Consider the following 13876-nt stretch of genomic DNA (forward strand, 5'->3'; position numbering starts at 1 on the left):
GTAATGATCATTTGCAAGTCGGGGACGGAATCAAGCTTTATGAGGAAAGCTAGGAAAATGAATTCGGCAACGAGTTATTTCTTAGCAGGACACATCGAGCCCGGTATTACGACCGGTGAACTTGATCATTTAGCTGATCGGTATATTCGCAGTCAGGGAGCTGTGCCGTCTTTTAAAGGTTATAACGGTTTTCCTGCTAGCATTTGCGCTTCAGTCAACGAACAACTGGTGCACGGATTTCCCGGCAAACGCAAGTTAAACAAAGGCGATGTCATTACGAAAACTCGCCAGTTTACAATGTCGCATGCCATTCGGCAATATATTGAGAATCCAAACCGTGGTATTCCTGAGCAGGGGCCGAGGCTGAAAACCGGCATTGTGCTGGCTATTGAATCAATGATTCCAATAGGTGCTCGCCTTGTAGGGACGCTGGAAGACAACTGGACGGTCGTTACGATGAACGTAATCACTTGTACTCATTTTGAGCAAGTGGTGACGTGCGAAGCGGACGGCATGGACATTTTCACGAAACTGAGTGCGTAGGTGATTGGAATGAATCAGCAAGGAAACCTGCAAATCGGTCAGCTGGTGAAGATTCTGAAGGGCAGAGGTGCCGGACAGATTGCGGTTGTCGTTTCAATAGCAGATAGCAGGTTTGTGTATATTGCGGATGGGGATAAACGAAAGTTTGATCAAGCGAAGAAGAAAAATGTTCTTCATTTGGTACCTCAGCCAAAGATTAGTAGCGAGATTGTAAATAGTTTAAACGAAAGCGGTCGGGTGACGAACGGAAAACTGCGGCATGCAGTGAAAACTTTCCTGGACTCGTCCGAATACCAAGCTGAAGAGAAAGGAGACTGACTTTGGCCAAAGAAGATGTCATTGAGGTTGAAGGTACGGTAATCGAGCCACTGCCGAACGCTACGTTCAAGGTAGAGCTGGAGAACGGTCATCAAATTCTTGCTCATGTTTCCGGAAAGCTGCGGATGCACTTTATCCGTATTTTGACAGGCGACAAGGTGGTTGTACAGTTATCGCCTTACGATTTAACCAAAGGCCGTATAACGTACCGCAAGTAATTCATGCAGGTTTTTATTAAACGTACATCATTTAAAAAAACTTGTTTTGCTCGGCAAAACGATGTGAATGTTCACGAAGCGAGTTTTACCAGGGTAAAGCTTGGAGGAGGTAATCAACATGAAGGTAAGACCTTCTGTAAAACCTATTTGCGAGAAATGCAAAGTCATTCGCCGCAAAGGGAATGTAATGGTTATTTGCGAAAATCCGAAACACAAACAAAAACAAGGTTAATAGAAGGGGGTGTAGCGTAAATGGCTCGTATAGCTGGTGTGGATTTGCCACGTGACAAACGCGTTGAGATCGCCTTGACTTACATTTTCGGAATCGGTAAGACGACTTCTCAGAAAATTTTGAAGGAAACAGGCATCAGTGCAAACACGCGTGTTCGTGATTTGACTGAAGATGAAGTGAGCAAATTACGTGAAACGATCGACAAAGAAGTTAAAGTAGAAGGCGATCTGCGTCGTGAAATTTCCTTGAATATTAAACGTCTGACTGAGATTGGCTGCTACCGTGGTGTTCGTCACCGTCGTGGGTTGCCTGTTCGCGGACAACGTACTAAAACTAATGCTCGTACCCGTAAAGGTCCTCGTCGGACTGTAGCGAACAAGAAGAAATAAGAAGGGAGGATAACATTCAATGGCTAAACCGAAAAAAGTTGTACGCACAAAACGCCGTGACCGTAAAAATATCGAGAGTGGCGTGGCACACATCCGTTCCACGTTCAACAACACGATCGTTACGATCACAGACCCACACGGTAACGCAATCTCTTGGGCCAGCTCAGGCGGCATGGGATTCCGTGGTTCCCGTAAATCTACTCCATTCGCAGCGCAAATGGCCGCAGAAACTGCTGCTAAAGCTGCTATGGAACACGGCATGAAGACAGTCGAAGTCATGGTTAAAGGACCTGGTGCAGGTCGCGAAGCAGCAATCCGCTCTTTGCAAGCTGCTGGTCTGGAAGTTAACCTGATCAAAGACGTAACTCCGGTACCTCATAACGGATGCCGTCCTCCAAAACGTCGTCGCGTCTAATGAGATTTCTCCTCTGCGTGTAGTATAGATCCGGCACAAACTGCCAAGAATGGATGTTTAGGTATACTGCATGATAGACTATGGATAAGGTGAATGTTTCATATAGGAGCGACGTTTTGAAGGAGGGATATTGCAGTGATAGAAATCGAAAAGCCGAAAATTGAGACGGTTGACGTCAATGATGATGGCACCTATGGAAAATTCGTAGTAGAACCGCTGGAACGCGGATACGGTACGACGCTGGGGAACTCGCTTCGCCGTATTCTGTTATCCTCGTTACCGGGGGCAGCAGTCACATCGGTTCAGATCGATGGGGTTCTGCACGAGTTTGCAACGGTTCCCGGTGTGAAGGAAGACGTAACGGAGATCATTCTGAACTTGAAAGCTTTATCGCTTAAAATCCACTCAGATGAAGAGAAAGTACTCGAAATCGATGCGGAAGGCGAAGGAGTTGTAACGGCAGGTGATATCCGTGCGGATAGTGATGTGGAAATTCTTAATCCGGATCTTCACATTGCAACGCTCGGACCGGGTTCGAGACTTCACATGCGTATTTTTGCCAATCGCGGTCGCGGTTACGTTAAGCAGGATCGGAATAAACGTGATGACCAGCCGATCGGCGTCATTCCCGTCGACTCCATCTACACTCCGATTGCACGCGTGAACTACGGCGTAGAAAATACGCGTGTCGGCCAGGTTACGAATTATGACAAGCTGACACTTGAGGTTTGGACAGACGGAACTATTCGTCCTGAAGAAGCTGTGAGCCTTGGAGCCAAAATTTTGACCGAGCATGTGATGCTATTCGTGGGTCTCACGGATGAAGCAAAAGATGCAGAAATTATGGTCGAAAAAGAAGAAGACAAGAAAGAAAAAGTTCTTGAAATGACGATCGAAGAGCTGGATCTCTCCGTCCGTTCCTATAACTGCCTTAAGCGCGCTGGTATCAATACGGTACAAGAACTCACGACTAAATCTGAAGAAGATATGATGAAGGTCCGTAACTTGGGTCGCAAATCTTTGGAAGAAGTACAAGAGAAGCTCGAGGAACTTGGTTTAGGACTTCGTACGGAAGAATAGCACAGCAACGTTTTTGTGAAGGAGGGGAAACTACATGGCATACCAAAAATTGGGCCGTAATTCCAGTGCCCGTAAAGCTTTGTTTCGTGATTTGGTAACCGATCTGTTCTTGTATGAGCGTATCCAAACTACTGAGGCTAAAGCGAAAGAAGTTCGTTCTATTGCTGAAAAACTGATCACCAAAGCGAAAAAAGGAGATCTGCACGCACGTCGTCAAGTGGCTGCGTTCGTTCGCCGTGAAACTTTGGATGGTGAGCAGGATGCAATCCAAAAGCTGTTTAGCGAATTGGCTACACGTTACAATGAGCGTCCAGGTGGATACACTCGTATCTTGAAACTGGGACCTCGTCGTGGCGACGCCGCTCCAATGGTATATCTGGAATTGGTTGACCGCGCGTAAACAGGCGAAGATGAGGGAAGGGTGGACAGAATCGGCTTGATTCTGAACAACCCTTTTTTTCTCTTGGAGGAGTCCTTGAGGGGCTTCTCCTTTGTTATGTTCGGTTTTTTCCTGCAAGACCAGAGAATACCCCTGCAAAGGTGTGAGAAGCATGCGGAACTTGTGTATGAAGGTGAACTATGATGGAACCCACTATGATGGCTTTCAGACACAGCCTAGTGGCAACACCATTCAGGACTGTCTTGAAAATGCTATATACTCATTGACGGGCGAACGTCTTAAAATTACGGGCTCAGGACGTACAGATGCAGGTGTGCATGCATACGGGCAGGTATTCAATTTTCATACTGAATCGCCGATTCCGATACATCGCTGGTGTCTGGCACTTAATGCCTGGTTGCCTCGTGATATCATCGTTACGGATGCGAGAGAGGTGCCACTGTCCTTTCATGCACGCCGCATGGCGAAGCGGAAGACGTATCGGTACAGTATTAATGCGAACCGGTTTCCAGACATCTTTCACCGTCGTACACAGGCCCATCATCCAACGAGTCTGGATGTAAGAGCGATGGAAAAGGGGTTGGCTCATTTAGTGGGCACCTTTGACTATACTTCGTTCGCATCTCGACGTTCCCAAAAGACGAATCATGTTCGCACTATTTACGAAGCCTATATAACGGTAGACCATTCCTTTTCACGTCCTGGGTCGGACGATCAGGGAATTATTCATACTTATATTACAGGTAGCGGATTTTTGCAGCACATGGTTCGGATTATAATGGGGACTTTGCTGGAAGTGGGGGAAGGCAAAAAATCGCCGGATGATATTCCTTCCATTTTGGAAGCAAAAAACCGTTCAAAGGCTGGCCCTACAGCCGTTGGACACGCTTTAACGCTCTGGAATGTAGAGTACGAAGAAAACATCAAAAAACATTGATTTTTTCCTTGCAGAATTGATGGTTATCCTGTAATATAAAAGTTGTGTTTTCTTAATGGCTTTCCCACAGCCCCAATTAAGATAATCACTTTATAGCAACATCTAATCCATCAATAATGCAGCAACTTAACGAACGAAGATAAATGATGATTTCTGTTAACGAACTTAAGGAGGATACTTTTCATGCGTACTACGTATATGGCGAAGCCAAATGAAGTTGAGCGCAATTGGCACATCATTGATGCCGAAGGCAAAACGCTCGGCCGTCTGGCAAGCGAAGCGGCTGCGTTGATTCGCGGCAAACACAAGCCACAGTTTACACCACATGTGGACACAGGTGATTTTGTTGTTGTAATCAATGCGGAGAAAATCGTATTGACCGGTAAAAAAATGGAGAACAAAAAATACTATCGTCACTCCCTGCACCCAGGTGGTCTGAAAGTAACAGTTGCACAAGATATGGTTAAGAACAAACCTGAACGTATGTTGGAATTGGCTGTTCACGGTATGCTTCCTAAAACTCGTCAAGGCGACAAAATGAAGCTGAGACTTAAAGCTTACAGAGGTACAGAGCATCCACATGCAGCACAAAAACCTGAAGTTTACGAACTTCGCGGATAATTAAAAGGGAGGACAGTTTCATGGCACAAGTACAATACTATGGGACAGGTCGTCGTAAACATTCGGTAGCTCGTGTTCGTCTCGTACCGGGTGAAGGACGCATTGTCATCAATAAGCGTGATATTAATGAATATTTCGGTTTGGAAACTCTCAAACTGATCGTAAAACAACCACTGAATCTGACAGAAACACTTGGTAGCTATGACGTACTCGTTATCGCTCATGGTGGTGGTATCTCTGGTCAAGCAGGCGCAATTCGCCACGGTATTTCCCGTGCTCTGTTGAAAGCAGACCCAGAATTCCGTCCAGCTTTGAAAAAAGCAGGATTCTTGACTCGTGACCCACGTATGAAAGAACGTAAAAAATACGGCCTCAAAGCCGCTCGTCGTGCACCACAGTTCTCGAAACGTTAATATTTCGAATACAGAAGAACCTTTTCCTTATGGAAAGGGTTCTTTTTTATTTAGATCATTTGCTGCACATTAACTACATGTGGATAAATGGATCTAGACTAGAATTTTATGGCTACGTCTGCCCTGCGATACATAAAAAGGTGCATATACTATCTGGAATACGTAAGTTATCCACGATGTAACTAAGATCGGTATACTTATGCACAAATATAGTTTGCTATTTCAACACAGTTTATCCTGTAATGTTCACAACCTGTGACTAATTAAAAAGATCAGGGAACTTTTGCAGAGCAATCTTTAGCTTGGTACTGCCCATCTCCTCGGCTTCCGTAATTGCAGCGATGATGATGTGAGTATTTTTAACCATTGAGAATGGGCTAAAATAGGGCTCCAGTTACGTTAAGGGCTATCTGTATATCTGAATGCTTTAATTTCTCAGGGAGGGCCTCTGTGAGCGCTATAGGAGCGTTGAGAGGCTTATTATCGATCTGGGTACCATTTCTTTGTAATATTCCTTAATAGAAGCACGATTAGCATCAGAGCTCCCGATTTGGTAGTGGGATTCTTCGGATGTAAACCTTATAGTCAGAGCTGGTTTACCTTGAGCTGAGCACGACCACGTATGCTTCATCTTTGAATGCAAATGTAAATATGACGAACGAACCCTAATTATATTTCCTTGACCAAATCCAAGGATAATCATGGCTCTAAGGAAGGGCGCTTTTATCCTCAGATATTTTTACCTGATCATAATAGCCATAGCTATCCAGGATTACGATGACAGCCGAGTAGTGGGTATATCTTTGTCTCGGGTGGGGTAGAGGAAGCATTTTCGCTAACCTAAAATACTTACGTTCAGGCATACCCTCTGCTATGACTAGTTACTTTTAGTTATTAAGCAATCTAAGGCAATTTTTAAACGTTTGGTATAAGAATATTTTATATATAGCCACTGAACTTGGTTGAATATGCAGGAGAGCGTTTAAGAATGCTGACAGAACAACGTTCCTGCTTCATGCGGGATGATAAATGTTTACAGTATGACGATTTTGCTTGGATTGACAATGAATATGAAAGTTTTATACTGTACTTAATCTTATTAGTTTAGTCGGCATTGAAGTATCACTTATTTATGAATCTTCATATGGAGGCGCATTGATAATGAATTTATTGGAGAAAGAAGCGTTGATTAGAGTCAAGGCAAGTGAACTGGAAGAGGCCACGCCTGAAGAAATTATCCAATATGCTGTTCATACATTTCCCAACCTCACCTTTGCTTGTAGCTTCGGAGCAGAAGATGTAGTACTAGTAGATATGCTACAAAGAATTAGCCCTTCTACCGACATTTTTTACTTGGATACCGACTTTCATTTTCAAGAAACTTATGATACGCGTGATCAGATGAAAGCTAGATACAATTTGGATTTTGTTAGAGTCTCTCCCTTAATCACTCCAGAAGAGCAAGCTGCGGAGCATGGAGAGGAGCTGTGGAAATCAAATCCTAATGCATGCTGTGGTATACGCAAGGTTGAGCCGCTGACACGCATTCTGTCTCAATACGATGCATGGATTACCGGTATCCGTCGCGATCAGGCTCCTACGCGTGCGAATGCAAAAAAGGTAGAGTATGATGAAAAGTTTGGTCTCGTTAAATTTAACCCCTTGGCAAGCTGGACTTCCGAGGATGTATGGAACTATATTCGCACTCATGATGTATTGTATAATCCATTGCATGACCGTAATTTTCCCAGTATTGGCTGTGAGCAATGCACACGTGAAGTCCTGCCAGGTGAAGATCCACGTGCTGGCCGTTGGTCAGGCAATGAGAAAACGGAGTGTGGGCTCCACCAATAAAAAATGGTATGTAGGTAGCTCTGAGACTTATTTATGAATAGAAAGGAAGTGCATCATGACTGCAATTCTTCCGCATGGCGGAACGCTCGTTGATAGAATTATAACTGGACCGCAGCAAGAAGCACTGTTGCAGGCTGCAGGTGAATTGTTTCCTATCCCTGTAAACTCATGGACGATTTCTGATCTGGATTTAATTGGAGTAGGTGCCTTTTCTCCATTGACGGGATTTATGAATGAGTCAGATTATCGTTCAGTGGTAACGGATATGCGTCTTGCTGATGGTACAGTCTGGAGTATTCCCATTACTCTTGCAGTAGTAGAAACCATAGCCAGTGAACTGAAACTAGGTCAGCAGGTGGCTTTGGTGGGGGAAACAGATGGTATCATCTATGCTGTACTTGATATTGAGAGTATTTATCAGGTTGACCAGGCAGAGGAAGCCAGATGTGTATTCAAGACGGCTGACCCGGCCCATCCTGGCGTAAATAAATTGTTAGATCGACCTGCTACCTATGTAGGTGGAACGGTGCAAGTGCTGAATCGACCCAAACCTACTCAATTTAGCGAATTTTATTACACACCAGCACAGACACGTAGCCATTTTGCTGAAAAGGGCTGGAAGACAGTAGTCGGTTTTCAAACAAGAAATCCGGTACATCGGGCACATGAGTACATCCAAAAAAGCGCGATGGAAATTGTGGATGCTTTATTTCTAAATCCACTTGTTGGAGAGACCAAGTCAGATGACGTTCCAGCAGATGTGCGTATGAAGAGCTATCTAGTGTTGCTGGACAACTATTATCCGGCTGATCGAGCCTTTCTGGGGGTCTTTCCTGCTGCCATGCGATACGCTGGTCCTAGAGAGGCCATTTTCCATGCTATTGTGCGGAAGAACTTCGGCTGCACTCATTTTATTGTCGGAAGAGATCATGCGGGTGTAGGGGACTATTACGGTACCTATGAAGCGCAGGAAATTTTCAAGCACTTTACACCTGAAGAGCTGGGGATTACCCCGTTGTTTTTTGAACACAGCTTTTACTGCACCCAATGTGGAAATATGGCCTCAAGTAAAACATGCCCACATCCCAAGGAGCATCATTTGACGCTCTCTGGCACCAAAGTGAGGGAATTGTTACGCTCCGGGGTTTGTCCGCCACCGGAATTTACACGCCCAGAAGTCGCTCAAGTGCTGATTGAAGGTATGAAAGAATATGTTCATGCCTGAGTTGTACTAACTACACGCCTCGTCCCATATAGATTATTAGTATCTGTATAGGACGGAGGCGTTTTGTTATGCAAAAAAACAATCGTAAAAAAGAGGTCACACTGTGGATTCGCTATCGGACGCTGCAAAAAATGCTGTTAGGCTGTTGTCTCGCTGTTCTATTCATCATGCTGACATTGTATGAGATACCTGCTTCGAGAGCGTGGATTCATTGGAGTCTACCGCTTACTGGTAAGGTAATTGCTATAGATGCCGGACACGGAGGGCCTGATGGAGGAGCGGTTAGCAAAGAGGGGGTCATTGAAAAGGATATTAATTTGGCGATCGCTTTTTATTTGCGAGATTATTTACAGCAAGCAGGGGCAGTTGTCGTCATGACACGTGAGGATGATCGCGATCTGGCGCAGCAAGAAACAAAAGGCTATTCCAGAAGAAAAACGGAGGATTTAAAGCAACGGGTACGTATGATTGAGGAGCAGCAAGCGGACCTCTTTTTAAGTATTCATATGAACAGTATCCCGTCGAGCCGTTGGAGTGGAGCCCAGACCTTTTTCGTACCTAATCATGCAGATAACGAGAATTTGGCATCCTTAATTCAGGAAGAAATCAAGCGCAACCTGGAAAATACGGACAGAGTGGCTAAGACCGTAAACACGGTCTATTTATTAAAGGCACTCAAAATGCCGGCAGCTCTTGTAGAAGTCGGATTTTTGTCCCATCCAGAGGAAGCCAGACGACTCAGTGACGAGAACTATCAGAGACAAGTGGCCGCATCTATATATAAAGGGATTTTGCGTTACAGTGCCGGGGAAAAGGCAACCTCATCAGCACCTGAAGCCAGATAGTGGTATACTGTAAGTGTTTACCACTACGTAAATCAATAAAGCAGAGGTGCTGATTATTCATGCAATCGAGAGAGCAAGTTATAGAGCTACTTCAGCAGGTGCGAGAGCCTCAAACGGGACGCCGTTTGGTTGACCTCCATTTTATTCGGGATGTGGTTGTTAAAGAGGATCGGGTATCATTGACTGCTATTACCCTGGATAGCCAAGAAGAGACTCGAACGGAACTGGATCGGGAAATCCGGCAGACGTTAGAAAAGGCGGGATTAAGTCACGTGCATATTCGTATTCGTGAGGCATCTGAGTCTGAAAAGTCAGCTATACAAAATGGAGAGGATACCGAGGAGGTAGCTGATCCGGTTTTGACCAAAGGACATGCTGTCGGTATGGAAGAACATGAGCTGCTTAATCCAGCATCTGGCGTACGATTTATTGCCATTGCAAGCGGAAAAGGTGGTGTCGGAAAATCGACAGTAGCTGTGAATTTGGCGGCAGCTCTAGCCAGACAGGGTAAGCGAGTGGGTTTAATTGATGCTGATATCTATGGATTCAGTGTGCCGGATATGATTGGGGTAGAGGACGTACCTTCTGTCGAAGATGGTATCATTCAGCCAGTGGAACGATTTGGTATCAAAATCATGTCCATGGGCTTTTTTGTGAGAGAAAACAATCCTGTTATTTGGAGAGGTCCCATGCTGGGGAGAATGCTTAGACAGTTTTTTAGTGATGTCGAATGGGGCAAGCTGGACTATATGATACTCGATTTACCACCAGGTACTGGTGATGTAGCGCTTGACGTACATCAAATGATTCCGCAGAGTGAAGAAATCATTGTCACTACTCCGCATGCGACGGCAGCTTTTGTAGCTGCACGTGCAGGGGCAATGGCCCTTCAAACGGATCATAAGGTCATAGGCGTCGTGGAGAACATGTCCTATTATGTGTCCTCCACTGGAGAAAAAGACTATGTTTTTGGACGGGGAGGCGGGGCTATGTTGGCAGAAACACTTCATACGAAACTTTTGGCACAAATTCCGCTGGGTATCCCAGATAATCATCCGTCAGAAGCCGATTTTTCTCCATCCGTATATAAATCGGAGTCGGCGACAGGAGCTATTTATAATGATATAGCCGCCCAAATTACCGGGCTGCACATGGATTCTGAATAATAAAAAAGGCTGGTTGTTGAACCAGCCTTTTTTTTTACTGACCTCCTCCTTGACCTCCTTCACCACCACCTTGTTCTCCTTCACCACCACCACCATCTTGCTTTTGATCCCCGGATCCACCTTGCTCTCCGCCTTTTTTCTCAACCTTAGGTTGAAGTTCTTCTTGCACAACAGTTTTGAGTAAATTCATGACCTCAAGCCGAAAAATCGGATTCTGCATAGCATCATGCATGACTGTCATAGATTGCTTGCGATATTCCGGGGTTTTAGTTAAGTCCATATACATCTTGGTCAGTTCTGGCGATTTTAGCATCTCTTCAATTGATTTTTGGTAAGAAGGGTCTTTTATAAGCTGCATATGAAGCTGTTTGCTTTGACTGTTGATGGCTTTGGCAAATTCTCCGGCAAAACGCGGATCAGTCATAATTTTTTCGATTTCTTTTTTATATTCGGGTGAGATTAAAGTATCTTTTACTGCGATTTTCATCTGTTCAGCGGATTGCGTGGGCATAAGCATTTTCATTCCCATGCTGCCCCCAGCTCCACCTCCTCCACCACTTTGACCGGATTGCCCCTCTTTTTCCCCGGTTAAAGCTTCTTCTACGGCTTTTTTTCCATCATCACTTTTCAAGATATCGACAACCATCGTTTTCATCTCTTTATAACTGGTCTGGGGAGGTGCAGAACCCTGATCCGAGCCGCAGCCGCTCAGTGCAACGCCCAGCACGCATACCATGCTAACAAATCGCAAACGAGTCCAATTCATGGCCGTATTCCTCCTTTATCATGAATGTGGATAGTATGCGGATGATTGGGGAGAAATATGTCGAGTTGTTTTTGGTTTTTAGCTGAGAACGATGTAAAATAACTCCTTAAAGACCCAGAGCTTGATCGCGAACCTCTTTACCTTTTACTGTACCCTGTTGAAGCAGTTCGGATACAGTCACGAATTCATAGCCTTGTGCCCGCAACTTGTCGATAATGATGGGCAACGCTTCATGAGTTTGTTTGCAAGAATCACTGGCATGAAGAAGGACGATATCACCGGGATGAGCTTTATTTATAACACGGTCGATGATGACCTGCGTACCAGGGTTTTTCCAGTCCAGGGAGTCAGTATCCCATTGAATGGTTTTGTATCCTAAAGTGCTGGCAACTTGAAGTACCCTTTTGTCAAAGTCACCATTAGGCATGCGGATTAACTTCGGGGATTGTCCAGTCAGCTCGGTTAATGTGGTATGAGCCGTTGAAATCTGTTTACGAATCTCTTCATCGCTTAAGCTGCTATAATTTTCGTGTTTATGGCCATGACTGCCAATCTCAAATCCGCTTTCTTTAATTTGATTCACGAGTTCTGGATGTGTTTTGCTCCAAGGGGCAGAAAGAAAAAAGGTGGACTTGGTCACTTTTTTATCTTCGAGAACTTTTAAAATGGGAGCAGTACGCTTATCCCCCCAGCTAATGTCGAAGGTGAGAGCGATCAGCTTTTTATCCGTTGGTACACTGTAAATGGCAGTTGGCGCTTCCTCGGAAAAGACCGTAACATTATCGGTTTCTACATAAATGACTCCAGCAGTAAAGATGGCCGCTGCCATTACGATCAAGAATCGCTTGATTTTTTTGCCGTTCAATACATAGAAAAAAGAATTCATGGTTAATGCCCCTTTCATCCTAGAAGTGCTTGTTTACTTAAAGCTATGCCAGGGGTTGTCAATTATTCCATTGGACTAATAGGAGGCATCAACAAATGGGACTAAAAGCATTTTTTTATGATTTACGCACGACAAGACGGCTAATTTTGATCGCTGCACTTTTTTTCTGCGCAAGTATTGTAGTGGGATGGTTAAGTACAGGTGTTATTCAGGCTATGTTGGCACAACAAATGGAGGGACTGGGGGGAGTGGCGCAACGATTGCAGAACTCTGAGCATCCACAATGGAGTTTTTTTGTGTTTATCTTTTTCAATAATGCAATTAAATGCGTGCTGGTTATATATACCGGGGCTCTTTTTGGAATCGTACCGTTTATATTTTTGATTGTGAACGGAATGGTTTTAGGTTTCGTAGTACACCTGCAGACAGATATGGGAAGAAGTATGTATGAAATTGTCGTAAAAGGATTATTGCCTCATGGTGTGATTGAATTGCCTGTTTTAATTATCGCCTGTGCCTTCGGATTGAAGTTTGGAGTCAATATAATATCTACCCTAGGTACAAGCATAGGACTAAAACGCAAAGGTACTGGCCCATCGTGGGAGGTTTTTTTGAAACAAACGTTGACCGTGTCAATATGGTCTGTCATCTTTCTGTTTATAGCAGCTGCGATTGAGAGCGGCATAACTTATCGTTTATTGTCGCATTAAAATAATATGGCCAATTATTTATATATTTCCCGAAAATTGAACATAACAAAGGGGAGAGCGTAAAGAAAAAGATTAAAGATTACTTGGAGTAAGTTTGAAACCTTAGCAGTTGAGTTTAAAAACAGGTAAAGTTTGGAACAATTAATTGGGCAAATATAAGTACTATATAATCTGCTGATAAGGGAGTATGGTCATATGTTGGGAATGCTGTTTAATGAAAAAGAATGCAAGGAACTTGACTATGTTCTTCGTAAGGAACTAGATGAAATGCTGCTTGATATGAGCGATACCCGATTGGACCAGGATATCCGTTATGCTATAGCACTTCGATATAAAACAGTTTTCCGCATGTATGCCCGTTTTGCACCCGCTAAGGAACTATCCAAATATGCACGCAGAGGCCGTGTCCCGCAAACCAAACAATGATAAGATAAAGAAGAACTATATCAGACCGAGATATCAGGAAGTAAATATACTTTCTGATATCAAAAAAAGTATTGACTCTATTCAATATTCATGTTAAATTAATTTTCGTTCCTTTTTGAAGGATTTGCTCGAAAAAAGAATTAAAAAAACTCTTGCAAAATTCAAAAAGAGATGATATATTATAAAAGTCGCCGCTGAGATGCGATGGTGAAACAAAGTGAGATATAATGAAGGTTTGATCTTTGAAAACTGAACAACGAGTGAGTAAATGATTTTGTTCGCAAAATCAAACAAAGAGATATTTTATCTCGTCAGTTTCAACATGAGCTAATCGCTCTTTCGATAAACCGACTTTGGTTGGTCTTTAATGGAGAGTTTGATCCTGGCTCAGGACGAACGCTGGCGGCGTGCCTAATACATGCAAGTCGAGCG

19 protein-coding genes and 1 rRNA gene are annotated in these 13876 nt (G+C 44.0%); 18 read left to right on the forward strand and 2 right to left on the reverse strand.

Annotated features, from left to right (window positions below; translation table 11 throughout):
• Positions 1 to 3: 3 nt before the first annotated feature.
• The 15 genes from G9G57_RS24505 to G9G57_RS24575 all read left to right on the forward strand — a co-directional run bounded on the left by G9G57_RS24505 (position 4) and on the right by G9G57_RS24575 (position 10656).
• A complete protein-coding gene (locus tag G9G57_RS24505; protein ID WP_045245370.1) occupies positions 4 to 543 on the forward strand; it encodes a M24 family metallopeptidase in 540 nt (179 codons plus the stop codon).
• 9 nt (positions 544 to 552) lie between these two features.
• Positions 553 to 861 carry a KOW domain-containing RNA-binding protein gene (locus G9G57_RS24510; RefSeq protein ID WP_013373256.1) on the forward strand — a complete coding sequence of 103 codons (309 nt, stop codon included), beginning with the start codon at positions 553 to 555 and terminating at the stop codon, positions 859 to 861.
• Between the two features lie 2 nt (positions 862 to 863).
• Positions 864 to 1079, forward strand: coding sequence for a translation initiation factor IF-1 (infA, locus tag G9G57_RS24515; protein ID WP_006212898.1), 216 nt, complete (start codon positions 864 to 866; stop codon positions 1077 to 1079).
• 118 nt (positions 1080 to 1197) lie between these two features.
• Positions 1198 to 1311: a 50S ribosomal protein L36 gene (rpmJ, locus tag G9G57_RS24520; RefSeq protein WP_003333770.1), complete on the forward strand. Its 114-nt coding sequence runs from the start codon at positions 1198 to 1200 to the stop codon at positions 1309 to 1311.
• A gap of 20 nt (positions 1312 to 1331) precedes the next feature.
• Positions 1332 to 1700 (forward strand): 30S ribosomal protein S13, encoded by a 369-nt coding sequence (gene rpsM / locus G9G57_RS24525; RefSeq protein ID WP_007432560.1) that lies wholly within the window; start codon positions 1332 to 1334, stop codon positions 1698 to 1700.
• A 19-nt stretch (positions 1701 to 1719) separates the two neighbouring features.
• Positions 1720 to 2115 carry a 30S ribosomal protein S11 gene (gene rpsK, locus G9G57_RS24530; protein ID WP_007432559.1) on the forward strand — a complete coding sequence of 132 codons (396 nt, stop codon included), beginning with the start codon at positions 1720 to 1722 and terminating at the stop codon, positions 2113 to 2115.
• A 135-nt stretch (positions 2116 to 2250) separates the two neighbouring features.
• Positions 2251 to 3195 carry a DNA-directed RNA polymerase subunit alpha gene (locus G9G57_RS24535; RefSeq protein ID WP_013373254.1) on the forward strand — a complete coding sequence of 315 codons (945 nt, stop codon included), beginning with the start codon at positions 2251 to 2253 and terminating at the stop codon, positions 3193 to 3195.
• Positions 3196 to 3229: 34 nt separating this feature from the next.
• Complete coding sequence (rplQ, locus tag G9G57_RS24540) at positions 3230 to 3595, forward strand: 50S ribosomal protein L17 (RefSeq protein WP_013373253.1); 366 nt, start codon at positions 3230 to 3232, stop codon at positions 3593 to 3595.
• A gap of 151 nt (positions 3596 to 3746) precedes the next feature.
• Positions 3747 to 4532, forward strand: coding sequence for a tRNA pseudouridine(38-40) synthase TruA (gene truA, locus G9G57_RS24545; RefSeq protein ID WP_025365929.1), 786 nt, complete (start codon positions 3747 to 3749; stop codon positions 4530 to 4532).
• Positions 4533 to 4715: 183 nt separating this feature from the next.
• Positions 4716 to 5153, forward strand: coding sequence for a 50S ribosomal protein L13 (gene rplM, locus G9G57_RS24550; protein WP_013373251.1), 438 nt, complete (start codon positions 4716 to 4718; stop codon positions 5151 to 5153).
• 20 nt (positions 5154 to 5173) lie between these two features.
• Positions 5174 to 5566 carry a 30S ribosomal protein S9 gene (gene rpsI, locus G9G57_RS24555; protein ID WP_013373250.1) on the forward strand — a complete coding sequence of 131 codons (393 nt, stop codon included), beginning with the start codon at positions 5174 to 5176 and terminating at the stop codon, positions 5564 to 5566.
• Between the two features lie 1161 nt (positions 5567 to 6727).
• On the forward strand, positions 6728 to 7420 hold the full coding sequence (locus G9G57_RS24560) for a phosphoadenylyl-sulfate reductase (protein WP_019688711.1): 693 nt from the start codon (positions 6728 to 6730) through the stop codon (positions 7418 to 7420).
• A gap of 55 nt (positions 7421 to 7475) precedes the next feature.
• On the forward strand, positions 7476 to 8645 hold the full coding sequence (gene sat, locus G9G57_RS24565) for a sulfate adenylyltransferase (RefSeq protein WP_016818657.1): 1170 nt from the start codon (positions 7476 to 7478) through the stop codon (positions 8643 to 8645).
• Between the two features lie 68 nt (positions 8646 to 8713).
• Complete coding sequence (cwlD, locus tag G9G57_RS24570; protein WP_019688709.1) at positions 8714 to 9490, forward strand: N-acetylmuramoyl-L-alanine amidase CwlD; 777 nt, start codon at positions 8714 to 8716, stop codon at positions 9488 to 9490.
• A gap of 59 nt (positions 9491 to 9549) precedes the next feature.
• On the forward strand, positions 9550 to 10656 hold the full coding sequence (locus G9G57_RS24575; RefSeq protein ID WP_064962328.1) for an Mrp/NBP35 family ATP-binding protein: 1107 nt from the start codon (positions 9550 to 9552) through the stop codon (positions 10654 to 10656).
• Positions 10657 to 10690: 34 nt separating this feature from the next.
• Here G9G57_RS24575 and gerD read toward each other — a convergent pair whose 3' ends face one another.
• Together gerD and pdaB are read right to left on the reverse strand one after the other, a co-directional pair.
• Positions 10691 to 11422 (reverse strand): spore germination lipoprotein GerD, encoded by a 732-nt coding sequence (gerD, locus tag G9G57_RS24580; protein WP_064962329.1) that lies wholly within the window; start codon positions 11420 to 11422, stop codon positions 10691 to 10693.
• 106 nt (positions 11423 to 11528) lie between these two features.
• On the reverse strand, positions 11529 to 12308 hold the full coding sequence (gene pdaB / locus G9G57_RS24585) for a polysaccharide deacetylase family sporulation protein PdaB (RefSeq protein ID WP_058712130.1): 780 nt from the start codon (positions 12306 to 12308) through the stop codon (positions 11529 to 11531).
• A 95-nt stretch (positions 12309 to 12403) separates the two neighbouring features.
• Here pdaB and G9G57_RS24590 point away from each other — a divergent pair, with 95 nt between their 5' ends.
• The 3 genes from G9G57_RS24590 to G9G57_RS24600 form a co-directional block, all read left to right on the forward strand.
• Positions 12404 to 13018, forward strand: a complete 615-nt coding sequence (locus G9G57_RS24590; protein ID WP_013373242.1) for a stage II sporulation protein M — start codon at positions 12404 to 12406, stop codon at positions 13016 to 13018.
• A gap of 195 nt (positions 13019 to 13213) precedes the next feature.
• On the forward strand, positions 13214 to 13444 hold the full coding sequence (locus G9G57_RS24595) for a hypothetical protein (protein ID WP_013312131.1): 231 nt from the start codon (positions 13214 to 13216) through the stop codon (positions 13442 to 13444).
• 364 nt (positions 13445 to 13808) lie between these two features.
• Positions 13809 to 13876, forward strand: a 16S ribosomal RNA gene (locus tag G9G57_RS24600); the annotation flags it as partial.

Origin of the sequence: Paenibacillus sp. EKM211P (genome assembly GCF_011066175.1) — a bacterium.
Taxonomy (GTDB): Bacteria; Bacillota; Bacilli; order Paenibacillales; family Paenibacillaceae; genus Paenibacillus; species Paenibacillus polymyxa.